This is a genomic window from Kiloniella laminariae DSM 19542, from assembly GCF_000374005.1.
Classification (GTDB): Bacteria; Pseudomonadota; Alphaproteobacteria; order Kiloniellales; family Kiloniellaceae; genus Kiloniella; species Kiloniella laminariae.
On record NZ_KB893137.1, the window covers coordinates 45,573 to 71,727 of the forward strand.

Sequence of the window (26,155 nt, forward strand, 5' to 3'; positions counted from 1 at the left end):
GGTATGGCAGAGATGACAACAGAAAAAAGCACCATGGCGGTTGTCTTTATGACGGTCTTGACCGCTTTTATCGGTTATTCCCTGCCATTTCCAATCTTTAGTCATCTGTTCCTCTCGCCGGAATATGGGCTGGTCAGTGCAGATACAACAGAGCGTTACAGAACCATGCTCTATGGCGGGGCAGTGGCCATGTATCCGCTTGGGCAGATGGTTGGTGGTCCGCTTCTGGGGCGCTGGTCGGATCTTTATGGCCGGAAAAAGGTGTTGCAGCTGTCGCTGGTTGGCACGGTAACCGGGGCGATTATCATGGCAGCCGGGATTTCCACCCTGTCCATTCCCCTGGTCTTTGGGGGCTATCTGCTTGCGGGGCTGTGCGAAGGTAATGTGGTTATTGTTCAGTCCATTGCTTCTGATATCAGTAGCGGTAAACGTAAAACCAAAAACTTTGCCCTGATTGCGATCGCGATTGAGCTTGGCTTTGTTTTCGGGCCGCTTCTGGGCGGGGTTCTGGCTGACCAGACTCTGCATCCCTGGTTTGGACCTGCGGTTCCTTTCTGGGCAGGGGCAGCCTTGATGGCGGCAAACCTTTTGATTGTGCGCTATTTTCTTGTCGAACCGAAAAAGAAAACTGGGGGCGGGGAAACTCCGGCGGCAGGACCGTTTGAGGGAAGTCAAAGACGAACGCTTCGGCAAACGCTGCTTGATCCGGCCTTGTCGCCCTTTTATCTGGTTACCTTCTTCAGCTTTGTATCGGTTTTTGCTCTTTTCAGCTTCTTTGCCCCCTATCTGGTGCAGGTCTTTAAAGTGCAACCGGGTATGCTCGGGATCTATACGGCTTTCAGTGCAATCCCTATGATTGTCATTGGTCTGGTGGTCGGGCGGTTGAACGACTGGGTCGGGGCTGCTGCGTTGGGGATTGTTGGTCATTTTGTTCTCGCAATCGGGCTGGTTCTCTATGTCCTGCCTGAGAGTATCAATGGTCTGATTATTCCCTTCTGTATTGCCTTTACCGGGGCGGGAGTTGTTCAGGTCGCCACCTCGCTCTATCTCTCCAATGCAGCACCTGTCGGAGAGCAGGGGCAGGTCATGGGGCTCTATCGTTCGGTCATGGTTGTCGCGGAACTGGTTATCGCACTTGTTGGCGGCGTTCTTGCCGGTTATGCCGCTGGTTTTCCTTATCTGGCAGGTGCAGTGGCGGCAGTGATCTGTGCCCTGTTACTGTTGTGGATTTTTCGTCGCCAGGCACAGCGCCGTATGATTTCTTCAACGGCAGGTTCCTGCACTGGGGAGCTCTGAACTACAGAGATTTTCTGGATTGAACGATTTGCTCTTTCTTCTTGAAAGGGCAGGGAATATCCTGTCAGTTATGCTCATTGAGAGAATAAATAATAATGTTCTCTGGTTACAGGCGGGTTCGCTCTTGCCGCCTTTTGCGTATAGAGGTAAGAAACTGGTATGACCGATAAACTGACCATAGCTTTTGCCCAGATAAATCCCACAGTTGGCGATATCAGGGGGAACCTTGAACTGATCCGGGCTGCGCGTGAAAAGGCGGCAGCAGCCGGAGCAGATCTGCTTGTCACTCCGGAACTTTGCCTTGTGGGCTATCCACCGGAAGATCTGGTGCTCAAACCTGAATTCCTGATTGAAGCGCAGGCCGCGTTGCGTGATCTGATGGCGGATACAGCTGACGGGGGGCCTGCAATACTGGTCGGTGCCCCAATGCCAGATCAGAAATTGCAGGAGAATCCTTTTAAAAAGGCCTTCACAACTGCAGGGTCAGAGATCTACAACGCAGCAATTCTACTGGACGCGGGCGGACTTGTCGGCTGGCGGGGAAAGCATTTCCTTTGTGATTACAGCGTGTTTGATGAAAAGCGTGTTTTCAAGGTAGGGGCCTTGACCGGACCGTTTGCTTTTCGGGGAGTACGGGTCGGTGTCTTTATCTGCGAAGATATGTGGGATGCGGATGTCTGCGAGACGCTGGCAGAAGCCGGAGCGGAGATGCTGATCGGCATCAATGGATCGCAGTTCAATTCCGGCAAAGGCGATACCCGTATGCAGTTGGCTGTGCAGCGGGTTACAGAATGTGAATTGCCTTTGGCCTATCTGAATATGGTCGGTGGGCAGGACGACATTGTTTTTGACGGTGGTTCTTTTGTTCTGAATGCAGACTGCACCCTTCAGGCCCAGGCCCCGCAGTTCTCGGAATATTTCCTGAGCACGGACTGGAAACGGGACGCATCCGGCAACTGGGCCTGCCAGTCGGCAGAAAAGCATGCACCGGAAGAAGATCTGGCCGCCGTGTATCGGGCGCTGGTTCTGGGGGTGCGGGATTACATTCGTAAAAATCATTTTCCCGGTATTGTCATTGGTATGTCCGGAGGGATTGATTCTGCCCTTTCTGCTGCGCTTGCAGTGGATGCAATCGGGGCGGAGCGGGTGCGTTGTGTCATGATGCCATCCCCCTATACCTCGGCAAATTCTCTGGAAGATGCAGAGCTGGCCGCGCAGATGCTTGCTGTGCGTTATGACTCGATTTCCATCGGCCCAGCGATGAAAGCCTTTGAGGAAATGCTGGCACCAATGATGGCGGGTACAGCAGCGGATACTACCGAAGAAAATATCCAGGCCCGTTCTCGCGGGCTGACCCTGATGGCGATTTCCAACAAGCTTGGCTACATGGTGCTTTCTACCGGAAACAAGTCGGAAATGTCTGTTGGCTATGCCACGCTCTATGGTGACATGTGTGGTGGTTACAACGCGCTAAAAGATGTCTACAAAACCAAGGTTTTTGCACTATCCCGGTGGCGCAATGCGCATAAACCGGCAGATACCTTGGGGCCGGATGGCACGGTGATGCCGGAACGTATCATCACCAAACCACCATCGGCAGAACTGAAACCGGATCAGAAGGACCAGGACAGCTTGCCAGAGTACGATGTTCTGGACGGTATTCTGGAATGTCTGATCGAAGAGGAACTGCCACTGGCAGATATCCTTGCCCGTGGCTATGATGAGGAAACGGTTTATCGGATCTGGCGTATGCTGGATCTGGCGGAATACAAACGGCGTCAGTCTGCCCCGGGCGTGCGTGTGACTTTGCGCGATCTCGCGCGCGACAGGCGGTACCCGATAACCAACGCATTCCGGGGACGTCCGCGCAGCGTGGTCTGACAGACTGATTAATAATATGCTTGTCCCTACTGGACAGGCCGAACTCTATTGGAAGATGAAGACTGATTTCATGAAAGTACGTTTTGCCCCCAGCCCGACTGGACGTCTGCATGCCGGAAACGCCCGCATTGCCGTATTGAACTGGTTGATGGCCAAAAAGGCAGGCGGAACCTTCCTGCTGCGGCTGGATGATACAGATACGGAACGTTCTACCGAAGAGTTTGCCGAAGCAATCCAGCAGGATCTGGCCTGGCTTGGCCTGATCTGGGATGAATTTGCGGTACAGTCGCACCGGATGGACCGTTATGAGTTGGCGGCAGAAAAATTGAAAGCGGAGGGGCGGCTTTACCCCTGTTATGAAACCGCTGATGAACTTGGTCTCAAACGCAAGATTGCCCTGCAGGCCGGGCGTCCCCCGATCTATGACCGCGAAGCCCTGAAGCTGACCGAGGCTGACCAGGCAAAATATGAAGCCGAAGGGCGGCAGCCACACTGGCGCTTCAAGCTCAATCATTCGGTGATCGAGTGGGAAGATCTGGTCCGGGGACACAGCCACTTTGAAGGACAGAACCTGAGTGATCCGGTGCTGATCCGCGAAGATGGCCGCCCGCTCTATACCCTGACTTCCTGTGTGGATGATCTTGAGCTGGATGTCACCCACGTCCTGCGTGGAGAGGACCATGTGTCCAATACGGCTGTTCAGGTACAGCTGTTTGAAGCTCTGGGAAATCGCGTACCGTTCTTTGCCCATATTTCCCTGATGGTCGGGGCAGACGGACAGGGCCTGTCGAAACGTCTGGGTAGTCTCAGTCTTGGGTCCCTTCGGGAGGATGAAGGCCTTGAGCCAATGGCACTGAACAGCTATCTGGCACGCTTGGGCACACCTGATCCAATTGAGGTGCGTCAGACCCCGCAGGCCCTGACCGAGCTGTTTGATATCAGCCGTTTTGGCAGGGCGACACCGAGGTTTGATCCGGTTGAGCTGGGGCATCTCAACGCCAAAGTGCTGCATGCCGCTGACTTCGCATCCGTCCAGTCTCGTTTGCCGAAGGGTTTTGATGCAGAGCTCTGGGACGTGGTGCGCCCCAATCTAGAAAAGCTGTCCGATGCCCAAGCCTGGTACGATATCTGTCGGGGGGAAGTGAAGCCCGATATCCTTGCTGAAGACGCAGAGTTTCTGGCGCTTGCCGCCGAACATCTGCCGCCAGCACCCTGGGACAAGGGGACCTGGAAAGAGCTGACGACGGTGCTGAAAGAAGCAACAGGCCGGAAGGGAAAGCAGCTGTTCCTGCCTCTGCGCAAGGCTTTGACCGGGCAGGATCATGGTCCTGAACTGGCGGACCTCCTGCCGTTGATTGGCCCGGTTCATGCGGCTGCACGCCTCCAGGGCAAAACGGCTTAATTTGCTGGATTGATTTTACAAAGGCGCCTATGTTGGGCGCCCGATGGCTTTTAAGGCCACGCTTAAACCAAGATACCAAAGAAACGGGAAATACAAATGACGATCAAGGTCTACAACACACTTGCGCGGGAAAAACAGGAGTTCGTGCCGATCGACCCTAAAAACGTGCGCATGTATGTCTGTGGACCGACAGTCTATGATCTGGCCCATATCGGCAATGCCCGCCCGGTTGTTGTCTTTGATGTTTTAAGTCGCCTGTTGCGGACGGTTTATGGCACAGAGCACGTGACTTATGTGCGCAACATCACCGATGTGGAAGACAAGATTATCGAGGCTTCGCTCAAATCCGGCGAGCCAATCGAGAGCATTACCAAGCGCACGACCCAGGCCTATCATGATGACATGGCCGCGCTCGGGGCGCTGGAGCCTGATATCGAACCCCGGGCGACAGATCATATCCAGGAAATGATCGACATGAGTGCGGAGCTGATCCGCAAGGGGCATGCCTATGAAGCAGAAGGCCATGTGCTGTTTTCTGTGGCGTCCATGGCAGAATATGGTGAGCTATCCCGCCGCAACCGCGATGACATGATTGCCGGGGCGCGGGTTGAAGTTGCGCCTTATAAAAAAGATCCTGCAGATTTTATTCTTTGGAAACCGAGCAGCAAGGAGCAGCCCGGCTGGGATAGCCCCTGGGGTAAGGGGCGTCCGGGCTGGCATATTGAATGTTCGGCTATGTCGCGGGTACACCTGGGTGAAACTTTTGACCTGCATGGTGGCGGGTTGGATTTGACCTTCCCGCATCATGAGAACGAAATTGCCCAGTCCAGATGCTGCAACGACAAGCCCTATGTAAACTATTGGATGCACAATGGTTACGTTGTGGTCAACGGCGAGAAGATGTCCAAGTCTCTGGGGAACTTCTTTACCGTTCGTCAGCTGCTTGATGAAGGGCTGAATGGTGAAGCTCTACGCCTGACCTTGTTGTCCGGTCATTACCGTCAGCCGCTGGATGTAACCCGTGAAAAGGTAGCAGAGTTTAAAACCCAGCTCGATCGCTTCTATGGGGCGTTACAGTCTGTTGCCAAGGTTGAGGTTAATACGGATCAACCTTCCGAGGCCTTCCTTGAGGCACTTAAGGATGATCTGAATACGCCCTTGGCGCTTTCGGTGCTGCATGAGATCACAACCGAGCTGAACAAGACTGGTGATGATCGTAAGAAGGAACGCAAGAAGCTTGGTCGCCTCAAGGGTGAACTTCTTGCGGGGGGGTATCTGTTGGGTATTCTCCAGCAGGACCCGGAAGTCTGGTTCAAGGGGGCGGGTGAAGGTAGCTCTGAAATCGAAAGTCTGATCGCGGAAAGGGTTGAGGCTAAAAAGTCTCGTGACTTTGCCCGGGCTGATGCCATTCGGGATCAGTTGGCTGCTGATGGGATTGAGTTACTTGATTCGCCGCAGGGCACCAGCTGGCGCCGTAAATAACCCCTTTGTTCTAAACGCAAAGTAGACTAACAGGAGCGGGCCAATAAGGTTTGCTCCTGTTCTGTTTTGCCCCGATTTCTTGTCTGTTGATTGGTCCCAGTCAATTGGAAAAAGCTTTAGACATCCCCTGCCGGAGAAAGAACCTTTTCGTCAGCCTGTTGTGGCGCGAGCAGATTGTTGATCCTGTCCTGAATGTTTCTGAGCCTCAGGCGCTGGTCTTCGGTCAGATTTGGACGGGTGAAGTTTCCTTCGGCATCTGTTGAAAGCGCTTCTTTGATCCGGCTTGAGATATATTCGAGTTTCCGGGTCGTTCCTGTGGACAGGGGATCGTTACTCTGTTCAACTCCCGACAGGTTTTTGTTCATCCACTTTTCCAGTGCAGAAATTCTGCCCTCATGACCATTGCTGGTCTTGTGAAAGTTCCTGGCGTGTTGTTGGACCTTCATCGCTTCGCGGGCCTTTGGTGACAGAGTGATCCTGTCTTCGGGCTGTTGTCGTCGTGATGTAGCTGCCTTTTCACGTGCCAGAGGAGGAATGCGCTGAACGTTTTGTTCATTGCGCAGTTGTGAGGCACGGTAAGCCGCAAATGTCTGTTGAATGTTCATGAGCTGGACTCCTTTGATCTGATCCAGGTCGCCTGTACAATCCAACGCATATCGCGTGCCAGTTCCGCTAAGCATTTGATCTTCCACCCTGCGGGTAAACGCTGGACGGAAATCAGGTGTTATATGCGGGGGAAGACAGGAAAATAATGCCGGGGAGTCTGCTATTTATCTGTAAAGGCCAGCCGTAGAGCCATGCCACCCAGAATGCCTGCTGTGGACCAGCGCAACAGGGCTCGTATTTTGGTGCTGGCCTTGATTCTGGTGGCGGCCAACATGGTCAGGGTAATCAGGATGACGAAGATAAGGTAGCCGTTGATATTGAAGACGAGGCCAAGAACAAGCGTTTGCCAGATGACATTTTCCGGAGCGGCATCAATAAACTGTGGCAGAAAGGCCAGCATAAACAGGCCTACCTTGGGATTGAGCAGGTTGGTGGTCGCCCCTTCAAGAATGATCTTGAGTGCAGAGGGCTGTATTTGTGCCTCTTCCCCTTCCTCTGTGGAGGAGGTTGAAGGGGGCGATGTCAGGATTTTAAAGGCAATATAGAGAAGATACGCGGCCCCGAGGATCTTGAGCACAAGGAAGGCGGTTTCAGAGGCCGCGAGCAAGGCCGAAATCCCCAGTGCCGAGGCCGTTACATGGACCATTGAGCCAAGAGAAATGCCCAGGGCAGCATAAAACCCGGCATTCCGTCCTTGTTGTGTCGTCTTTGCCAGAACATAGGCCATATCAACGCCGGGAGTAAGGTTGAGCGCTATCCCCGCAAGGATAAAGGGCACGAGAAGGGAGAGTTCCGGAAGAAGCTGGAGCATGTTTAAACCCGAGACCATGAGAGGCAGGCAAGGCAGGGCCTGAAATGAGCACTCTGATCTTGCAACGTCCGGGAAGATTGAGCCAGATATATCTCCTGGTCAAGAGGCTTGGAGAGGCCTAGATGATTTCATCTTCATCGAAAAGCGGGTCTTCTTCCAGTTGGGTCGTCAGGCTGTCGATAGTGGTTTCGGCATCTTCACTACGTTTGATTCTGGCAATGTGGAACAGCCCGTCCCCTTCATTGACGATCGGCAGGTTTGTGCGGCCGATCAGCAGGCCGTCTTCTTCAACCAGGATTTCGCTCTCGACCTCGCCAAAAGGGTCCGAGATAGCACCGAGTACATCTCCGGCTTTGACTTCATCACCGCTGGTCTTGTATGTCCGCAGAAGGCCTCCGGCCTGGGCCCTGAGCCAGAAACTGGAGGTCGAGCGAATGGAAGGGGCCTTGGGTTTTGTGACGCCTTTTGCCGAAATCATGCCGACTTCACGCATGACACGTAAAATTCCGGAAACACCGGCACGTACAGCAAACTCATCAAAGCGGAGGCCTTCTCCTGCTTCATAAAGCAGGATGTCAACGTCATGGTCCTGAGCAGCCTGCCGCAGAGACCCTTCACGTATTTTTGAAGTCAGTATCAACGGCGCACCAAATGCCTGGGCCAGTTTCAGGGTGTCCGGTTTTTTGGGTGAAATACGAATTTGGGGCAGGTTGGTGCGGTGGATGGCAGCGGAGTGCAGGTCGATGCCGTAATCCGAGCGCGAGACAATCTCCTTGATGAAAATATCGGCCAAACGGCCAGCCAGTGAGCCCTGCGCACTGCCGGGGAAAGAGCGATTGAGATCGCGTCTGTCAGGCAGATAGCGCGAGTGGTTCATAAAGCCAAAGGAATTGACGATAGGAATGGCCAGAAGCGTACCGCGCATTTTTTCCAGATTGGGAGCGCGCAGCAGACGTCGGACAATCTCGACGCCGATGACTTCATCTCCGTGGATCGCAGCACTGACAAACAGTGTTGGTCCGGGGCGGCTGCCGTGAACCACGTGGACTGACAGGGAAACAGGTGTGTGATCAGAAAGGAAGCTGACGGGAACATCGATGGTCTGGCGGGTGCCGGGAAGTATAGACTTCCCGCCAATATCAAAAGGTTCTCGACGGGGCATCAGCCTTTGCCTCTGGTTTTGGTTTTCCCGGGTTTGGCATTTTTCTCCAGGAACTCGATGATCAGGCCCGCAATATCAATGCCTGTTGCCTTTTCAACGCCTTCCAGACCGGGAGAGGAGTTTACTTCCATGACAACGGGACCGTGATTGGAACGCAACATATCGACGCCACAGACATTGAGCCCCATGGATTTTGCCGCGCGGATAGCCGTTGACCGTTCTTCGGGAGAAATCTTGATCGGTTTTGCACTGCCGCCGCGATGAAGGTTGGAGCGAAAATCACCTTCGGCGCCCTTGCGTTGCATGGCGGCAACGACCTTGCCACCAACAACGAGTGCGCGGATATCAGTTCCTGCTGATTCCTTGATGAATTCCTGAACCAGAATGTTTACACCTGCCCCGCGAAAGGCTTCGATCACTGATTTTGCCGAGCGATCGGTATCTGCAAGAACGACCCCGATACCTTGTGTTCCTTCAAGTAGCTTGATCACAACCGGGGCACCGCCAGAGATATTCAGGACCTCTTCGGTCTGTTTGGGATCATGGGCAAAGGTGGTTACGGGGAGGCCGATACCATCGCGGGCTAACAGCTGCATCGAGCGCAGTTTGTCACGTGACCGGCCGATAGCAACGGATTCATTCAGGGGATAGACGCCCATCATTTCGAACTGGCGCAAGACAGCTGTTCCGTAAAAGGTGACAGAGGCTCCAATCCTGGGAATGACAGCGTCATAAAGCGGCAACTTCTCGCCGTTGTAATAGATTTCCGGCCGACGGGAGGCGATGTTCATATAACAGCGAAGTGTATTGATGATATCGAGTTCGTGTCCCCGTGCTTCTGCTGCTTCCTGTAATCGCTTGTGCGAGTAGAGGTTGGCATTGCGGGCCATCATCGCTATTTTCATCACGTTTCTCCAGTCACTGGTTGTCTCGCAACCAGCTTGTTATCGGCTAATGCTGTCTCTTAGTCCTCCGGAGTGGTTGCCGTCAACACCGCAGGAGGACCGGCCAGAAAAGATCTGCCGGGATTGACCAGAATGCGTTTCCCCCGAATTGCCGTTCTCCCTATGATCAGGGCAAAACCCATGGAGCGGCGGTTGGCAAGAGAGACTTCAATTGGCCAGTTTTGTTGCCCCAGTACAAGTGTAGTTTTTACGACATAGCGCTCCTGTGCTTCCCCGCCCGTGTTTTTGATGTGGCGCTGATCAACCACTTCACAGAAACATTGAACTCCATGTCGGTGGTGGTGCAAGGGAACCCAAAATTCGACCCAGTCCTTGCCGTCCTGGATAAAAGGCTTGATATCGACAGCATGAAGGGCAGAAGTTCTGGCACCGGTATCGATCTTTGCTTTCATGTCTTTGATCTGGAGTGTGGGGAGAGAAATGACCTCCCGCCATCCAATCTCGGTGGTGAGTTTCGGTTTTTTTTGCACCAACTCGGGCTTACTCCAGGCTGTCTTCGTTGACGCGTCTGTAATTTACAAAGGTGTTGGCGTTCATAACCACGAAGAAATTGTCCATATCGATGAGGATGTAACCGCGTTCAATCATTGCCCGGGTCAGGGCAAGGACGTCTTCTTCGTAAAGACGGCGGCGTTTCGCCAGTTTGCGGACAAGCTTTGACGCAATCCGGTAGCGTCCGTTTGCCTTCCCGCCAAAAGACTGGGTGTATAAGGTTGCCAGCCGATCCGCAATATGGGTGAAACTATGGGTGTCTATTTCCATGCAGCAATCATAAACATGTAATATTTTTTGTCTATAGAATAAAAACTTTACTTATGGGTGGATATTGCTGTCTTATTGAGCCATGGCCTCACCCTGCTACTGAAAGGGAGCACCAATGACAGACATGGAAGAACAGCACAAAGAAGTGCCGGAGCCATTGCCCGAACCATTGGTGGAAGTCCGATTGCGGGAATATCTGGCAGTGAATGATGCCGAAGGCCTGTTTGATCTTCTTGATCCGCTGGCCTTGAGTGAGGCCCTGCGTGAAATTCTTCAACTGACCCCGGACGAGCGAGACCGACTGTTAACCTTGATTCCGGCTGAACTTGCAGCTGAACTGATTGAGGAAGCGCCGAGCGAACTTGCTGCCGAGTTGATGGAACGGCTTGAGCTGGAAACAGCGGTCGAGATTATCGACGAACTGGACTCGGATGTTCAGGCTGATGTTATCGGGGAGATGGATGAAGAGGATGCCGAGGCAATTCTGGCCGGTATGGATGCAGAAGATGCTGCTGATGTTCGGCGTCTGGCTGCCTATGCAGAAGACACGGCTGGAGCTTTGATGATTGCCGAGGCTTTCACCTTTAGCGAAACCGACACTGTCGGTAATGTGCTGCGGCGAATGGTGAGTGAAGATGACGACTTTGAACGCTATCGCGGTCAACATCCCTATGTCCTCAATGCAGCAAACCAGCCCATCGGGGTCGTCTCTTTACGAGGGTTGTTGACGGCAAAACGCAGCCATAAACTGACCGAAATCATGGTTGAGCCCATGACAGTGACTGCTGATCTGCCGCTGGATCAGTTGCGGGATATTTTTGATGCTTATCCTTTTCTCGGGGTTCCTGTTGTCGAGAGCGAGGGACAGCTGGTCGGGGTGGTTTCCCGCTCGGCAGTAGATGAAGCAGCGCTGGAACGGGCTGAAAGTGAAAGCCTGCGTATGCAGGGGGTTATGGGCGAAGAAGTTCGCTCCATGCCGCTGATATTGCGATCTCGCCGCAGATTGGCGTGGCTGTCGGCCAATATCGTTCTGAATGTCATCGCGGCGAGTGTTATCTCGGCCTATGAAGAAACTCTGGCTGCCGTGATCGCGATTGCCATCTTCCTGCCGATGGTATCGGACATGAGTGGCTGTTCCGGTAATCAGGCTGTGGCGGTGACCATGCGTGAATTGTCCCTTGGTCTGGTTCGTCCGGTTGATGCGGCACGGGTCTGGCTCAAGGAAGTATCCGTTGGGGTTATCAATGGAGTGATTCTGGGATTGTTGATCGGGGTTGTTGCCTGGGTCTGGAAGGGGAATGTCTTCCTGGGTCTGGTGATTGGGTTGGCACTTAGCCTCAATACGATGATTGCAGTCTCGATTGGAGGTGTTGTTCCCCTGTTGCTCCGCCGGATTGGCCAGGATCCGGCTGTAGCCAGTGGGCCTTTGCTGACCACCATCACTGATATGGCTGGTTTTTTTCTGGTGCTTAGCCTTGCGACACTTTTCATGCCCTTGCTCGTCTGAAGACTCTTTGGGGCGTTATGTGGTCTGTATCTGTCTGGATAGGCAGCAGGCGAATATTGTTAAACTGAGAAGTGGTACCTCCCGCGCTGCAGGCGTGTGGCAGCATTGACCTTTCGTTATCCTTATGGTCAAAAGCAGGTATGGAATAAATTTACCCAGAAACAAGAAATAATATGTCGCCAGAATCCCGATCAGGACCCATGAACGAAAATCGTGTTTATCTGTTTGATTCGACCCTGCGTGATGGACAGCAAACCCAGGGGGTTGATTTTTCAGTTGCCGATAAAACGGCCATCGCAACTGGACTGGACAGAATTGGCATTGATTATATTGAAGGTGGATGGCCCGGTGCCAATCCGACGGACAATGAGTTCTTTTCGACAAGGCCGCAACTAAAGTCGTCCCAGTTTGTTGCTTTTGGCATGACCCGTCGTCCGGGCCGGTCTGCAGAAAATGATCCTGGTCTGGCTTCGCTGGTCAACTCGGCCGCGGATGCCGTTTGTATTGTTGGCAAAACCTGGGACTTCCACGTTGATGTTGCGTTGGATATCCCACGCAGTGAAAATATTGATATGATCGGTGAGTCGATTGCTTTCCTGAAAACCCGCAAACAGGAAGCCCTGTTTGATGCAGAACATTTTTTTGACGGTTATAAGGCCAATCCCGGTTTCGCCATGGATTGTCTGTTGTCTGCCTATCAGGCCGGGGCACGCTGGGTTGTACTTTGTGATACAAATGGCGGGACACTACCGCATGAGATCCGGCGGATTGTTGGTGAAGTTACCCGGAAAATCCCCGGAACGCATCTGGGTATCCACTGTCATAACGACACGGAAAATGCTGTGGCAAACTCTCTGGCAGCCGTTGAAGCCGGAGCCCGGCAGATTCAGGGCACCCTGAATGGTTTGGGAGAGCGCTGTGGCAATGCCAATCTGGTTTCCCTTATTCCCTCCCTCAAACTTAAGACGTCCTATGAGATCGGGATTTCTGACGCGCAGCTGGCCCAGCTGACATCCCTGTCGCATATGCTGAATGAACGCCTTAATCGCGCGCCGCAGAGCAACATGGCTTACGTGGGGCAGTCTGCTTTTACCCATAAGGGCGGACTGCATGTCTCGGCTGTGGAAAAAGATCCCAGAACCTATGAACATATTGAACCGTCACTGGTGGGAAACCATCGGCACGTTATCGTTTCTGATCAGGCTGGTCGCTCTAATGTTGTGGCCATGCTCCGGGATATGGATATCACTCCCGATGATCAGGACGGTAGCAAAATGGGCAAGCTGTTGCAACGGGTGAAGGACCGGGAGTACGAAGGTTATTCCTATGACGGTGCAGAAGCCAGCTTTGAACTGCTGGCACGTCGGGCCTTTGGCGAGGTGCCCAAGTATTTTTCCCTCAGTCGTTTTCGGGTCATGGACGATCGCCGCCGGGATGCCCGGGGGAAACTGGTAACGGAATCAGAAGCAACGGTGACGCTTGATGTCGGAACCCGAAACATCATGGAAGTCTCTACTGGAAACGGGCCCGTGAACGCGCTGGATTGTGCCTTGCGCAAAGCTTTGCTGCCCTTTTATCCTGCTCTTGAAGATATGGTGCTTCTTGATTACAAGGTACGCATCCTGACACCGCAGGACGGAACCCGGGCTGTTACCCGCGTTATGATTGAATCCGGGGATTCAAAAGGGCGGCGCTGGACCACCGTCGGGGTGTCACCCAATATTATTGATGCCTCTTACAACGCGATCAATGACGGCATTACCTGGAAACTGTTCCATGAAGAAGCGGCGAGCGTTTGATCAAGTCGCCGTTGTCTGGGTGAAGAGCGACGCTAGAGATTGTGCCGGAATGAGTAATCGGAGATAAATATGGCTGGAACAGACGGGACACAATCCCGGATCGCCGGCGGGCCTGTGATTATTCTGGTTGGTCCCCAGCTGGGCGAAAACATCGGTATGGTTGCCCGGGCGATGCTCAATAACGGTCTGACCGAGTTGCGTCTGGTCAAGCCTCGCGACGGCTGGCCCAACCCTGCAGCAGAGGCGTCTGCTGCAGGAGCGATCGAAGTGTTGGAACAGGCCATGGTATTTGAAACCACAGCCGAGGCCATTGCTGATCTCAATCATATCTTTGCCACGACGGCGCGAACCCGCGATATGACCAAACGGGTTGTCGTGCCCCATCGCGCGGCACAGGAAATGCGGGCTCTTGATCAGGCGGGCCAGAAAATAGGTATCTTGTTCGGCCCGGAAAAAGCCGGCTTGCACAATGATGATGTTGTTTTGTCTGATACTGTGATCTCGGTGCCGCTCAATCCCTCCTTTTCATCCCTCAATCTGGCACAGGCAGTTTTACTTGTGGCTTATGAATGGTTCCAGCAGGGGACAGAGGTGCCGGATCAGGAACTGGTTTTGGGCAGCTCGGATCTGGCGCCAAAAGCAGAGCTGGTGAACTTCTATGAACGGCTTGAAGGTGCGCTGATCGAAAACGGGTTTCTCTGGCCGCCGGAAAAACGTCCGAACATGATCCGCAATTTGCGCAATATCTTTCAGCGCGCCCTCCTGACCCAGCAGGAAGTCAACACGCTGCACGGGGTCGTTAAATCCCTGCGCCAGGGTCCCCGGAAACAGGGCAGTGATCGTTCTGAGACCTCCCAGGAAAGCTGAGCAGGTTTGCGCTTTCTTGCCTGGGTGAAACAGTGCGCGACTCCAGAAAATATTCGATTTCCGGGTTTGGTTTCTGATCAGCCGATGGCCCAGGGGATGTCGCGAAGCTGCTTTTATCCTGTCGTGGCACAAGAAAGTCCGGATTTGACGGTTTTGTTGGCCTTTGAGGGGTAAAGGGGTTTGACTTTTGTCCGCCGATCCCTATAGTCGCGCCTGCATTCCTGGGAAAGTGGGACGGTCAAAGACCTGTGCCCCGTCCGTTTTGGAACTACCGGGACAATAAACAGACTTTAGGATACAAGACAATGTCCAAGCGTATTGCTTCGAAATACAAGATTAACCGCCGTCTTGGCGTAAACCTTTGGGGTCGTCCAAAGAGCCCGCTGAACCGTCGTGACTACGGTCCAGGTCAGCACGGTCAGCGCCGTAAAGGCAAAACTTCCGACTTCGGCACACAGCTGATGGCGAAACAGAAGCTGAAAGGTTACTACGGTAACATCGGCGAGAAACAGTTCCGTCGCTACTTCGCTGAAGCGAACCGTCGCAAGGGTGATACAGGTGAGAACCTGATTGGCCTGCTTGAAAGCCGTCTGGACGCAGTGATCTACCGCGCCAAATTTGTACCGACAGTTTTCGCAGCCCGTCAGTTCGTTAACCACGGCCACGTCACTGTAAACGGCAAGAAGGTCAACATTCCTTCTTACCAGGTTAAAGTTGGCGACGTGATTGAAGTGAAAGAGAAAAGCCGTCAGGTACCGATGGTTCTCGACGCTGTAGAATCTTCCGAGCGCGACATTCCAGAATACATCGATGCCGATCACAAAGCCATGAAAGCCACTTACGTGCGCGTTCCTGAGCTGGCTGACGTTCCATACCCAGTTCAGATGGAACCAAACCTGATCATCGAATTCTACTCCCGCTAATCGGGACGAAAATTCCGCCGGTTTACTGGCAGACAAAAGGCCATCCGAGAAATCGGATGGCCTTTTGTTTTGTTTGTTGCTTTGGGAGAACGGACTCGCGTTAATCGAATCTCTCTACACCGGGGAACTGGCATTCACCGCGGCTATAGACGTAATCCACACGGCCAAATCTGTGCTGGTTCACTTGCAGGTAGCCTGTGCAGCTGTGAAATCTGTAAAAGGTCTGGTAACCGATCAGCTTTTGATCCCGTTCTGAACGGGAGTTTCTCTCTAGGGTGTTCTGAGAGCGGATATCCTCGGCAGAGATCCCGAGCTTGGTCAGAAGCTCTTCCAGCGGCTCCGGATAGGGATTGGGGACACCCGCCTGTACCGGAACGGACAGAGCGGTTACGGAGAGGGAGAGGCCAAGCAGGGGAGCTAGAAATAATTTTTTTAACATGGGAAGTCCTTGGACGTAGGGATCTGCAGGAAGTGAAGGAGTGATTTTTCCCGCTGGATAAGAGATAGGCACGATCTCGATTAATTAAACCACCTGATGCCGGGAAAGTGACAATCTCCGCGGCTGTAAACCTGTTTGATGACCCCTGAATAGCCGTGCTGGATTACCAGGTGACCGCCACAGTCAGCAAAGCGGATATAGCTGTTGTAATCGTTGAAACGGTAAAAACGCCTGTTTCTGTAAAATCGTGGCAAAGCGGAATGGTTCTCAAGGGTTTTGATTGAGGTTACTCTTGCTGGATCGATGGCATTTTCCTCAAGGACACGCTGAACATAAGAAGGATAATAAGTTGTTCCTTGTCTTGAGTGTGTTTCACCTGCTCCGGGGGAACAGGCTGTTAGGAACAACAGGGCTGTGGTCAAGAGGATCAGCTTGATGCTCAATCTTATTCCTTATCGATAGCGAAGAGGCACCCGTTGCAAAACGCAAAAGGGCCGCCCGAGGCGACCCTTGTACAGAGTTTGTCTTCAAGAAAAACTCAGGAAGCCTGGGCTTCGGCGTTAATGCCCTTTTCCTGGAAGAACTTCTGCAGTTCTCCGGTCTGGAACATTTCACGAAGGATATCACAGCCACCGACAAATTCACCCTTCACATAAAGCTGGGGAATTGTTGGCCAGTTACTGAAATCCTTGATTCCCTGGCGAATACTTGGGTCTTGCAAGACGTCAACGCTTGTAAATTTTACGCCCAGATGGGTCAAAATCTGGGTGGCAGTGGCGGAAAAGCCGCACTGTGGGAAAACAGGGGTGCCTTTCATGAAAAGCACAACATCGTTCTCTTTTACTTCCTGACGGATGCGATCTGCGACAACATTATCCATAAGGCTTGTTCCTTGCTCGTTGGTTCAAAGCAGCTGTGGTGTATCAGGCCGCGGGTGCGGAGGTCTGAAGGGCAAGTGCATGCAATTCATTCCCCATGCGCCCTTGCAGGGCCTGATAGATCATCTGGTGCTGCTGCACTCTGGTTTTCCCCTGAAAGGTCGGGGATACGACATAGGCTGCATAGTGGTCACCGTCACCGCGAAGGTCTTCGATGGTCACGTCAGCGTCGGGCAGTGCTTCCCGAATCAGTGCTTCGATTTCAGCAGGGTTCATCGGCATAAATACTGTCCTTGTTCTTTTTCTCTCCAGCCAGACCGGAGTCCCGGCCTGTTTCGTCTACAACACTACAAAGCCTTTTCTGAAAGATCCACAGGAGAGGTATCTTTTACCGCTCCTGTGGAGAAAATTCTTTCAAATCGGCAACGAATATCAGCTTGCCATATAGTTTGGCAGCCAGGATTCGTTGGTTTCACGTAGTTCTGTTACCGATATGGTGCTGCCGCCGGGCAGGGTCAAGCCCTGACCGCCTGTGCGACCAATGGCCTCGGCAGGGACACCAGCCTGTTTTGCCGCAGCAAGAAAGCTGTCTGCATCGGCGACGGACACCAGATAACGACCCTGATCTTCGCCAAACAGCCAGGCAGTTGTCGGGACGGAGCTGGAGGCCGGTTTTGTAACTGTTGCGCCCATGCCAGAAGCGAGGGCCATATCGGCAACCGCTGCAGCCAGACCGCCATCGGAAAGATCGTGGCAGCTTGTGAGCAAGCCTGCCTCAATGCGGGAACGGATGAACTCGCCATTCCGACGTTCCGCAACCAGATCAACCAGCGGGGCATTGCCTTCGCGTTTTCCTTCGAGCACATCCATATAGACGGAGCGCCCGAGGTGTCCTTTGCTTTCGCCAACCAGAACAAGCGTCTCGTTTTCAGCACCAAAAGCAACAGTTGCCAGACGATCCGCATTTTCCAGAAGACCGACTCCACCGATAACCGGGGTTGGCATGATGCCTTTGCCGTTGGTTTCGTTGTAGAGAGACACGTTGCCGGAAACCACCGGGTAATCCAGTGCAAGGCAGGCATCGCGCATGCCTTCGATACAGCCGACAAACTGCCCCATAATTTCGGGGCGCTCGGGGTTCCCGAAGTTCATGTTATCGGTAATTGCCAATGGTTTGGCTCCGACCGATGTCAGGTTACGATAGGTTTCGGCCACAGCCTGTGCCCCGCCGCGAACCGGGTTTGCCAGACAATACCTGGGTGTACAGTCAGACGTGACAGCAAGGGCACGGTTGGTGCCGTGAATACGGACCACACCTGCATCCCCACCGGGGCGCTGGATGGTATCGCCCATCACCATGTGATCATACTGTTCCCAGACCCAGCGGCGGCTGGACATATTCGGTGAGCCGATTAGTGTCTTGAGGGCTGCTGTGGTATCAGCGGCTTCTTTGACGTCTTCTGGCTTCACATCCTTGCTGTCTGGTGTCGGGACCCAGGGGCGATCATATTCAGGGGAGTGATGCGCCAGCGGCTTGATCGGCAGATCGCCAACCACTTCACCGTGGAACTTCAGCACCATACGTTTGCTGTCGGTCAGTGTCCCGATGACCGCAAAGTCGAGATCCCATTTTTCCATGATGGCCTTGGCGACATGCTCCTTGCCGGGCTTGAGGATGATCAGCATCCGTTCCTGGCTTTCAGACAGCATCATTTCGTAAGGGGTCATGCCGTCTTCACGCTGGGGAACCTGATCGAGTTCCAGCTCAACGCCCATATCACCAGAAGATGCCATCTCAAAGGAGGAAGACGTCAGGCCTGCTGCACCCATGTCCTGAATGGCGACGATGGTATCGGTCTGCATCAATTCGAGGCAGGCTTCGATCAACAGCTTTTCCGTGAAGGGATCACCCACCTGAACCGTTGGGCGTTTTTCATCGGAATCATCATCAAATTCGGCGGAAGCCATGGTCGCACCGTGGATACCGTCGCGCCCGGTTTTGGAGCCGACGTAGACCACAGGGTTGCCAACACCAGAAGCCTGGGCAGTAAAAATCCGGTCAGCACGGGCCAGGCCAACCGTCATGGCGTTGACAAGGATGTTGCCGTTGTAGGAGGGATCAAACTCGACTTCCCCGGCAATGGTCGGAACACCGACACAGTTGCCATAGCCACCAACACCGGCAACAACACCGGAAACCAGGTGTTTTGTCTTGGGATGATCGGGTGCGCCAAAACGCAAGGCGTTGACGTTGGCAATCGGGCGTGCGCCCATGGTGAAGACATCGCGCAGGATACCACCAACACCGGTTGCTGCACCCTGATAGGGTTCGATAAAGCTCGGGTGGTTGTGGCTTTCCATCTTGAAGATCGCGGCATAACCTTCACCGATATCAATCACTCCGGCGTTTTCACCGGGGCCCATGATAACCTGGGGGCCCTCGGTTGGCAGAGTCTTGAGCCATTTTTTCGAGGACTTGTAGGAGCAGTGCTCGGACCACATGACAGAAAAAATACCGAGTTCAAGAAGATTGGGTTCGCGTCCCATGATCTCGAGAACCAGAGCATATTCTTCCTTGTTCAGGCCGTGTTCGGCGACGATTTCGGGGGTAATTTCACTCATTTTTTCATCACCTTATGAAAGAGCCGCAACGAGGCTTTCAAACATGGCCTTGCCGTCGGTCCCGCCCAATGCAGCCTCGCAGAGGCGTTCGGGATGGGGCATCATGCCGAGAACATTGCCTTTGGCGTTATAGACGCCAGCGATGTTGTTCAGCGAGCCGTTGGGATTGTTTTCCGCAGTCACAGTGCCATCAGCACCACAGTAACGGAAAGCGACCTGACCCTTGTCTTCGATGGCTTTCAGGCCTTCAGCATCAACAAAGTAGTTGCCGTCATGGTGGGCGACGGGAATTTTGATTGCCTGACCGGTAGCATAGCCGCTGGTGAAGATACTGTCGTTGCGCTCGACCTTGAGGTGGAGATCACGGCAGACAAATTTCAGACCCGCATTGCGCATAAGTGCACCAGGCACTAGGCCACTTTCTGCAAGGATCTGGAAACCGTTACAAATCCCCAGAACAGGGACACCCTTGTTCGCACGGGCGATGACTTCTTTCATCACCGGGGATTTGGCTGACATGGCACCACAGCGCAGATAGTCGCCGTAGGAAAATCCGCCGGGAAGACAGATCAGGTCAACAGAATCAAAATCGGCATCTTTATGCCAGACCATCTGGGGTTCAGATCCCATGGACTGACGCAACGCGACCTGGATATCACGGTCACAGTTGGATCCTGGGAAAACGATCACCGCCGCTTTCATTGGCAAGTTCCTCGTGGTTCGAAGTTACAGTAAGTCATCTCAGATACTTTTGCTCTGATCGCCATAGATATTTTTATCTGCGGCGAGGGGCAGCTTACTGTTCCAGATCGATGGAATAGTTTTCGATCACAGTGTTTGCCAGCAGCTTTTCGCACATGGCAGTGACGGCTTCATGGGCTTTGGCCTTGTCGGTTTCCTCAAGGTCCAGCTCGATGAATTTCCCCTGGCGGGCCTGACTGACACCTTCAAAGCCGAGTGAGCCAAGTGTGTGTTCAATTGCTTTACCCTGAGGGTCCAGAACTCCGTTTTTCAGAGTGACATGGATGCGCGCTTTCACCCGTAATCTCCATTTTTAGTTGCTGACGGGGGCAATGATTACACCCCGCTAAGCTGATATAGCTTAAATACTTCGGGGACCCACCGGGCCCCCGTTACAATCGGCGCTAGGCCGGATTTTTTTCCGCGAAACTTTCCGGCAATACACCAAGCCGTCTGGCAATTTCGATATAGGCTTCTTCAACAGCGCCAAGATCGCGACGGAATCGGTCTTTGTCCATCTTCTCGTTGGTCTTGACGTCCCACAGACGACAGGAATCAGGACTGATTTCGTCCGCCAGGACAATCATTGTACCCAGATCATCCTGCAAGCGACCAAACTCGATCTTGAAGTCAACCAGACGAACACCTATGCCAAAAAACAATCCCCGAAGGAAATCGTTGATCCGGTGTGTGTAGTGTAGGATGTCTTCGATCTCGTCTTGTGTCGCCCAGCCCAGAACAACGGCGTGGTCGCGGGAAATCAGGGGATCGCCGAGTTCGTCTTTTTTATAGCAAAATTCCACAAGGGATTCGGAGAGCGGTGTGCCCTCGACTAGACCCAGATTTTTGCAAATCGAGCCGGCGGCGATGTTGCGAACCACCACTTCAAGCGGGACAATCTCGACCGACTTGATCAGCTGTTCACGGTCATCTAGGCGTTTGATGAAGTGCGTGGGAATACCGAGTTCGGCCAGCCGCAGCATGATGTATTCGGAAATACAGTTGTTCAGAATACCTTTGCCGCTAATGGTGCCTTTTTTCTGATTATTAAAGGCGGTGGCATCGTCTTTGAAATACTGGATCAGCGTACCGGCTTCGGGTCCTTCAAAAAGAACCTTTGCCTTGCCTTCATAAAGCTGTTTGCCGCGCATGAAATTTGTCCCTTGGGCCTGGCCCAGTAAGAGGTGACGCGAGGCGGAAAGACCGAGGCTTTTCCATACCTCATATATTCGCGCCCCGTATAGCAGCCCCGGTCATGGAAAACAATCCCGCTTCTCTTCTGTCGCCTGCTTTTTATCAGGCTGGCATGTCGAGGAAAGGGTAAGATCTTCATCTTAAAGGACTTGGCAGAGTGGATCTCAGATTTTTATCTTTTCAAAAGAGACTTTCCCCGGCTGTCCTGAAGCAAAGAGCCATTTTGTTTTTATCTTGTTTCCTGAAGTGCCAAAAGAGGGTGTGTTCTCTGGAGCAGGCAAGCCAATTAGGGAAGAGGAACTGGTGCCAAATCCCTCTGCTGTGGTGAAGCACATGGCCCTGTGCGGATCAGGATCCTGACGCGCCAATATGGCCTGCCACCCCAACCAGTCAGCCTTGTCCGGATCAGGGATACTTGAGGAGAAATCGGCACGATGGGCCTGAATACGGGGGCTTTGATCGTTGCCGTCGCCAGCAGTGATCATGAAAATTCCTTCAGGGATCGGAAAAATTTCTATGTTTCCTGTCCCGGAAAGTTCGTCATGGCGCAACCAGTAGGCATCTTTGAAGTCGGCGATAATCAGATTGAAACTGCGGTAGGCCGAGGGGTTGAGTTCGGCCAGGGCTTCGGCGGCGACCGATGCTTCGGCATGATCCAGCGCTTCAAGGACAATTTCCCCCCGACTCCGTTTGTCAGCTTGCGGGCCCAAACTGCCCCTGCGGTTCAGAATACAGGAGAGCAGACCATAGTCATTGATGCCGAGCCAGCTCCCTCCTGCGGTTTCATCAAGTCCGGCAACAACATCTGGGCGATCCGGCCAATGCCGGGCAGGCTTTTGCCAGGGGCGATCATTCATTTCGTCGCGGTTGCCAGCAAAGAGTAGCGGCCATTTATGCCCGGGGCGTCTGAGAAGGGTAACAGTACACATTTTTCTGCCGATTTTCTGTCAATTTTCTGCTGATTTTCTTGCCGATTTCGTACCCGAACCTGATATTAACGAGTTTCCCTTGCGGAAACGACAGGCTATAACGATCTATATAACAGATGGTTTTTGTTGCGTCGCCCCCTTCAGTCCGAAGATGATCTTCACAAAAGAGGGGCAGGCGGACAGAATGGTTACATAGTTCGTTACTTCAAGACGGGGAGTCTTTGTCTCATGACCAATCTAAACAACCGCGAAAAAGCGTTTGAAGAAAAATTCCAGCACGATGAGGAGCTGCGGTTCAAAACTGAAGCCCGTCGTAACAAACTCCTTGGACTCTGGGCTGCGGAGCTTATGGGCATTACTGGCGAAGCGGCCAGTGAATATGCCGCCTCTGTGGTCAAAGCCGATCTGGCTGAGCCCGGTGAAGACGATGTGAAGCGAAAAGTTCTGAAAGATCTGCAGGACCATAACGTTGACAAATCAGAACATCAGGTTATCCGCCAGATGGCGGAATTGATGGCTGAAGCCAAAAAGCAACTGATGGAACAATAGGTTCAACCTGTTATATTTTCCCCTCAATTCAAGGGGAATTTGCAAAAGAGATCTGGGCTTCCAGATCTCTTTTTTTGTTTTGGTGGTCGATTATTCAAATGGGATGCATTTTAGGTAATTTCTAGAATTTGTTAGGGATCGGGAAACTTCTTGGAAGCGGTTTGTTAAAGTATTCTTGCCATACTTCCTTAAGAGCTCGCGTGTTGTATTACTTCTATAAGGAATGCAAAAATGACCACAGCGTTTAACGAACTGGAAAAAGCTCACGAAAACAAATTCCAACATGATCTGGAACTGCAATTCAGGGCGAAGGCGCGCCGGAACCACATGGTGGGTTTATGGGCAGCAGAACTTCTGGGGTTAAAAAACGGCGAAGCCCACAGATATGCTGAAGAGCTTGTGGGCCTGCACATCAAGGACACGGGCTGGCAGCAGATCCATCAACGGATTTTGTCAGATTTTTCCCATCGTGGTGTCCAAAAATCAGCGCATCAGATCGAGCGTACCATTCACGAACTCATGGCTGAGGCCGATTACCAGATCAGAAATGCATGATACCGGCCTTGTGCCCATCAGACGAAGTTAAAAACAGAACAGGCCCCGTTTCCGGAGCCTGTTCTGTTTTTGTGAATGGCCTGGTTTTTCTAGTGGAACTTTTGAATATGGCATTTGAAAACGAACCCGGCCGCGGATGGGATTCAAATGTCAAATTCGCTCCACTAGTGCATGAAGATGCGCTTGAAAATCCGGTCGATATTTTTGGTGTGATAGCTGATCGAGTCTTCTTCCAGAAGTGCTGTCAGTTTCTCAACAGGGAGAATTTGAGTCAGTCCTTCGTCTTTTGACATAAAGAAGAAGAAGCGGTTGGCGTGACTCTGGGCTTCTTTTTCCACGGCATCCAGTTCTGCCGGGCTATCAGGATTGTCCGGATCAATACCATAGCTTTTCCATACCCGCATGGCGTTGCGCTGAACAATACGGTAAGCCTCTTCACGGCTGACATTGTTCTGTGTGAGATAGAGCAGAACGCGCTGGGCGTCGTGAATGCCGCCAAAATTATTCAGGTGATCGAGCATGTTCTGGGGGTAAACCACCAGCTTTTCAATCGTGCCTGCCAGGCGGTTCAGGGCGAAGTCCAGGGTGATTGTGGCATCGGGGCCGATCATCCGCTCGACGGAAGAGTGGGAAATATCCCGTTCGTGCCACAGGGCGACGTTTTCCAGGGCAGGGGTGACTGCAGAACGAACAATACGCGCCAGTCCGGTCAGGTTTTCTGTCAGGATCGGGTTGCGCTTGTGCGGCATGGCAGAAGAGCCCTTTTGCCCCGGGGCAAAGTATTCCTGGGCTTCGCGGACTTCGGTCCGCTGCAGATGACGAATCTCTGTGGCGACATTTTCGACAGAAGAGGCGATGATACCCAGTGTGGCGAAATAGTTGGCATGCCGATCCCGGGGGATGACCTGAGTCGAGATTGGCTCCGGGGTTAGACCCATTTTTTCCGCAACGTGCTCTTCCACCTGTGGATCGACGTTGGCGAAAGTACCGACCGCACCGGAAATCGCACAGGTGGCGATTTCTTCACGGGCGAGCTGCAGGCGTTTTTTATTACGCAGCATTTCGGCATAGAAACGGGCAAACTTGAGGCCCATGGTCACAGGCTCTGCGTGGATACCGTGAGAGCGACCGATGCAGACCATATATTTGGTTTCTTCAGCACGTTTTTTAAGTGCTGCTAAAAGGCGATCCAGATCAGCCAGAAGCAGGTCTGCCGCCTGAGACATCTGAACGGAAAGACAGGTGTCCAGTACATCGGAAGAAGTCATGCCCTGATGGACAAAGCGGGCTTCATCACCGACGTGTTCTGCCAGTTCGGTGAGAAAGGCGATGACGTCATGCTTGACTTCCATCTCGATCTCGTCGATCCGGGCAATACGTTCAGGGGTGTAAGGCTTCTGACCTTTTGCCCAGACAACAGCTGCTGCCTCTTTAGGGATAACGCCAAGTTCAGCTTGTGCATCACAGGCATGGGCTTCGATTTCGAACCAGATACGGAATTTGTTTTCCGGTTCCCAGATGGTGGTCATTTCCGGACGACTGTAACGGGGGATCATGGTGCCTCGGTTCCTTTAGGACATTTGCACAGGATCTGCGTGCTGGATCTGCAGCAGTTTTCTGATCGCAGATTTCACAGATTTCAGGGTGAAACAAGCGAAGTTGACGCTTTCTGTCAACCTCCATAATGATTTTTGTTCGGGGGTTTAGCGCTTTCTATTGGAAAGAGGGTTGAAAAGACTACTAATTATTATTTCTTCGCGATGCTGACGGAGCTTGTTATTCAAGCTCGTTTTTCTGCTGACAAGATCAAAAAATACTCTGTAGCTGTTCTGTTTCATCTTGTTGTCGCCTGTGATATATCCTTGCCCCAGAAAATTTTGATAACTTTAAAAAACCAACAAAAAAACTCGAGGCGGATGTGAACAAAAATTCTCAGAATCTGGTCAGCAGGCTGAATGATTTCCCCAGGCTGTACTGGATGTGGTTACCCCTGTGTATGTTGCTGGTGATGATCGTTGGCAGAACGATCTTTCCGGACTGGCAAGACTACGAATATTATATTGAAAGCGAACGCCGGGGTATCGTTGAAAATTCGGCATTCTTCCTGTTGGCTCCGGCAGTGGTGTTTGGAGTTCTCTCCTGGAGAATGCGCGAGGCTTTACCTTCAAAGTATCTCGGGTACTGGCTTGTTCTCTGTTCTTTGGCTGTTTTTGTTGCCGCGGGTGAGGAAATCAGCTGGGGCCAGCATTGGTTCCAGTGGGAAACACCGGAAAGCCTTGCAGCAATTAATGACCATAACGAGACAAATTTTCACAATACTCTCAATGGCCATGATACGACGATCAAGTCTGTTATCATGATTGGCATGGCAATCGGCACAATCCTGATTCCGCTGATTATCCGCTTTGGTTTTCTGGCAAAACCGGCTATGGGCAGCGCACTCTACTGGCTCTTCCCTACCGTTGTGGGCTTGCCAGTAACAATTTACTGCTTAACGTCAAGAATTCTGCGGCAGTTGTTCCAGAAGTGGACGCGGCTGGATGACTTTGCCTATTTTGATATGGACTTTAACGAATTGAGCGAATTCTTTGTCGCCTGCTTCCTGTTCTTCTATCTGTTTTCCTTTTGGTACAGATTGCGTCAGGCGAAGAAAGAAATTTCCTAAAACTAGTCCGCTTGGTTTGGATAGATAAAAAAAGGCTTCTTCGGAGGCCTTTTTTTATGGAAGCTTTAAAGTGATTCCTGCTGGAATATAACAGGATCGGGAGCGGTTGTTTTTCAAAGG

27 protein-coding genes are annotated in these 26,155 nt (G+C 52.5%); 11 read left to right on the plus strand and 16 right to left on the minus strand.

The annotated features are described in order from the left end of the window. The first annotated feature begins 12 nt into the window (after positions 1 to 12). The 4 genes from B152_RS0108375 (at position 13) to cysS (ending at position 6,061) form a co-directional block, all read left to right on the plus strand. Entirely contained in the window at positions 13 to 1,296 is a 1,284-nt protein-coding gene (locus B152_RS0108375) for an MFS transporter (RefSeq protein ID WP_157230988.1), read from the plus strand. Between the two features lie 159 nt (positions 1,297 to 1,455). Further along, the gene (locus B152_RS0108385; RefSeq protein WP_020591960.1) at positions 1,456 to 3,177 is read left to right on the plus strand and encodes an NAD+ synthase; all 1,722 of its coding nucleotides are present in this window, start codon (positions 1,456 to 1,458) and stop codon (positions 3,175 to 3,177) included. Between the two features lie 16 nt (positions 3,178 to 3,193). Beyond that, positions 3,194 to 4,579, plus strand: a complete 1,386-nt coding sequence (gltX, locus tag B152_RS0108390; RefSeq protein ID WP_020591961.1) for a glutamate--tRNA ligase — start codon at positions 3,194 to 3,196, stop codon at positions 4,577 to 4,579. Between the two features lie 96 nt (positions 4,580 to 4,675). Next, positions 4,676 to 6,061 carry a cysteine--tRNA ligase gene (gene cysS, locus B152_RS0108395; RefSeq protein WP_020591962.1) on the plus strand — a complete coding sequence of 462 codons (1,386 nt, stop codon included), beginning with the start codon at positions 4,676 to 4,678 and terminating at the stop codon, positions 6,059 to 6,061. A gap of 116 nt (positions 6,062 to 6,177) precedes the next feature. Here the strand turns inward: cysS and B152_RS0108400 are convergent, their stop codons facing one another. The 6 genes from B152_RS0108400 to B152_RS0108425 all read right to left on the minus strand — a co-directional run bounded on the left by B152_RS0108400 (position 6,178) and on the right by B152_RS0108425 (position 10,367). Next, positions 6,178 to 6,666 (minus strand): hypothetical protein, encoded by a 489-nt coding sequence (locus tag B152_RS0108400; RefSeq protein ID WP_157230989.1) that lies wholly within the window; start codon positions 6,664 to 6,666, stop codon positions 6,178 to 6,180. A gap of 161 nt (positions 6,667 to 6,827) precedes the next feature. Then, positions 6,828 to 7,478, minus strand: coding sequence for a LysE family translocator (locus B152_RS0108405; RefSeq protein WP_157230990.1), 651 nt, complete (start codon positions 7,476 to 7,478; stop codon positions 6,828 to 6,830). A gap of 118 nt (positions 7,479 to 7,596) precedes the next feature. Next, on the minus strand, positions 7,597 to 8,640 hold the full coding sequence (locus B152_RS0108410) for a succinylglutamate desuccinylase/aspartoacylase family protein (RefSeq protein ID WP_020591965.1): 1,044 nt from the start codon (positions 8,638 to 8,640) through the stop codon (positions 7,597 to 7,599). Then, positions 8,640 to 9,545, minus strand: coding sequence for a 30S ribosomal protein S6--L-glutamate ligase (gene rimK, locus B152_RS0108415; RefSeq protein ID WP_020591966.1), 906 nt, complete (start codon positions 9,543 to 9,545; stop codon positions 8,640 to 8,642). The genes B152_RS0108410 and rimK overlap by 1 nt, the downstream gene beginning before the upstream one ends. A gap of 59 nt (positions 9,546 to 9,604) precedes the next feature. Continuing rightward, positions 9,605 to 10,075 carry an ATP-dependent zinc protease family protein gene (locus B152_RS0108420; RefSeq protein ID WP_245549959.1) on the minus strand — a complete coding sequence of 157 codons (471 nt, stop codon included), beginning with the start codon at positions 10,073 to 10,075 and terminating at the stop codon, positions 9,605 to 9,607. Between the two features lie 10 nt (positions 10,076 to 10,085). Then, entirely contained in the window at positions 10,086 to 10,367 is a 282-nt protein-coding gene (locus B152_RS0108425) for a hypothetical protein (protein WP_020591968.1), read from the minus strand. A gap of 115 nt (positions 10,368 to 10,482) precedes the next feature. Between B152_RS0108425 and mgtE the strand changes: the two genes are divergently transcribed. The 4 genes from mgtE (at position 10,483) to rpsD (ending at position 15,463) form a co-directional block, all read left to right on the plus strand. Further along, positions 10,483 to 11,874 carry a magnesium transporter gene (mgtE, locus tag B152_RS0108430; protein WP_020591969.1) on the plus strand — a complete coding sequence of 464 codons (1,392 nt, stop codon included), beginning with the start codon at positions 10,483 to 10,485 and terminating at the stop codon, positions 11,872 to 11,874. A 200-nt stretch (positions 11,875 to 12,074) separates the two neighbouring features. Then, positions 12,075 to 13,673 carry a citramalate synthase gene (cimA, locus tag B152_RS0108435; protein WP_020591970.1) on the plus strand — a complete coding sequence of 533 codons (1,599 nt, stop codon included), beginning with the start codon at positions 12,075 to 12,077 and terminating at the stop codon, positions 13,671 to 13,673. A gap of 69 nt (positions 13,674 to 13,742) precedes the next feature. After that, positions 13,743 to 14,540, plus strand: a complete 798-nt coding sequence (locus tag B152_RS0108440) for an RNA methyltransferase (RefSeq protein WP_020591971.1) — start codon at positions 13,743 to 13,745, stop codon at positions 14,538 to 14,540. Positions 14,541 to 14,845: 305 nt separating this feature from the next. Further along, complete coding sequence (gene rpsD / locus B152_RS0108450; RefSeq protein WP_020591973.1) at positions 14,846 to 15,463, plus strand: 30S ribosomal protein S4; 618 nt, start codon at positions 14,846 to 14,848, stop codon at positions 15,461 to 15,463. 100 nt (positions 15,464 to 15,563) lie between these two features. Here the strand turns inward: rpsD and B152_RS0108455 are convergent, their stop codons facing one another. The 9 genes from B152_RS0108455 to B152_RS0108495 form a co-directional block, all read right to left on the minus strand. Continuing rightward, positions 15,564 to 15,902, minus strand: coding sequence for a hypothetical protein (locus B152_RS0108455; RefSeq protein WP_020591974.1), 339 nt, complete (start codon positions 15,900 to 15,902; stop codon positions 15,564 to 15,566). An 80-nt stretch (positions 15,903 to 15,982) separates the two neighbouring features. Further along, positions 15,983 to 16,345, minus strand: coding sequence for a hypothetical protein (locus B152_RS0108460; protein WP_020591975.1), 363 nt, complete (start codon positions 16,343 to 16,345; stop codon positions 15,983 to 15,985). Positions 16,346 to 16,440: 95 nt separating this feature from the next. Next, positions 16,441 to 16,782 (minus strand): Grx4 family monothiol glutaredoxin, encoded by a 342-nt coding sequence (gene grxD, locus B152_RS0108465; protein WP_020591976.1) that lies wholly within the window; start codon positions 16,780 to 16,782, stop codon positions 16,441 to 16,443. Between the two features lie 43 nt (positions 16,783 to 16,825). Then, positions 16,826 to 17,062, minus strand: coding sequence for a BolA family protein (locus B152_RS0108470; RefSeq protein WP_020591977.1), 237 nt, complete (start codon positions 17,060 to 17,062; stop codon positions 16,826 to 16,828). A 150-nt stretch (positions 17,063 to 17,212) separates the two neighbouring features. Further along, on the minus strand, positions 17,213 to 19,402 hold the full coding sequence (purL, locus tag B152_RS0108475; protein WP_020591978.1) for a phosphoribosylformylglycinamidine synthase subunit PurL: 2,190 nt from the start codon (positions 19,400 to 19,402) through the stop codon (positions 17,213 to 17,215). Positions 19,403 to 19,414: 12 nt separating this feature from the next. After that, positions 19,415 to 20,104: a phosphoribosylformylglycinamidine synthase subunit PurQ gene (gene purQ / locus B152_RS0108480; protein ID WP_020591979.1), complete on the minus strand. Its 690-nt coding sequence runs from the start codon at positions 20,102 to 20,104 to the stop codon at positions 19,415 to 19,417. A 94-nt stretch (positions 20,105 to 20,198) separates the two neighbouring features. Then, entirely contained in the window at positions 20,199 to 20,441 is a 243-nt protein-coding gene (gene purS, locus B152_RS0108485; protein WP_020591980.1) for a phosphoribosylformylglycinamidine synthase subunit PurS, read from the minus strand. Positions 20,442 to 20,547: 106 nt separating this feature from the next. Continuing rightward, the gene (gene purC, locus B152_RS0108490; protein WP_020591981.1) at positions 20,548 to 21,294 is read right to left on the minus strand and encodes a phosphoribosylaminoimidazolesuccinocarboxamide synthase; all 747 of its coding nucleotides are present in this window, start codon (positions 21,292 to 21,294) and stop codon (positions 20,548 to 20,550) included. Positions 21,295 to 21,501: 207 nt separating this feature from the next. Next, positions 21,502 to 22,266: an NRDE family protein gene (locus B152_RS0108495; RefSeq protein ID WP_020591982.1), complete on the minus strand. Its 765-nt coding sequence runs from the start codon at positions 22,264 to 22,266 to the stop codon at positions 21,502 to 21,504. 228 nt (positions 22,267 to 22,494) lie between these two features. Here B152_RS0108495 and B152_RS0108500 point away from each other — a divergent pair, with 228 nt between their 5' ends. Continuing rightward, complete coding sequence (locus B152_RS0108500) at positions 22,495 to 22,815, plus strand: DUF1476 domain-containing protein (RefSeq protein ID WP_020591983.1); 321 nt, start codon at positions 22,495 to 22,497, stop codon at positions 22,813 to 22,815. A 231-nt stretch (positions 22,816 to 23,046) separates the two neighbouring features. Further along, complete coding sequence (locus B152_RS0108505; RefSeq protein WP_020591984.1) at positions 23,047 to 23,370, plus strand: DUF1476 domain-containing protein; 324 nt, start codon at positions 23,047 to 23,049, stop codon at positions 23,368 to 23,370. A gap of 164 nt (positions 23,371 to 23,534) precedes the next feature. Here the strand turns inward: B152_RS0108505 and purB are convergent, their stop codons facing one another. Beyond that, positions 23,535 to 24,926, minus strand: coding sequence for an adenylosuccinate lyase (gene purB / locus B152_RS0108510; protein ID WP_020591985.1), 1,392 nt, complete (start codon positions 24,924 to 24,926; stop codon positions 23,535 to 23,537). Positions 24,927 to 25,288: 362 nt separating this feature from the next. Between purB and B152_RS25220 the strand changes: the two genes are divergently transcribed. Next, entirely contained in the window at positions 25,289 to 26,035 is a 747-nt protein-coding gene (locus B152_RS25220; protein WP_157230991.1) for a hypothetical protein, read from the plus strand. Positions 26,036 to 26,155 lie beyond the last annotated feature (120 nt).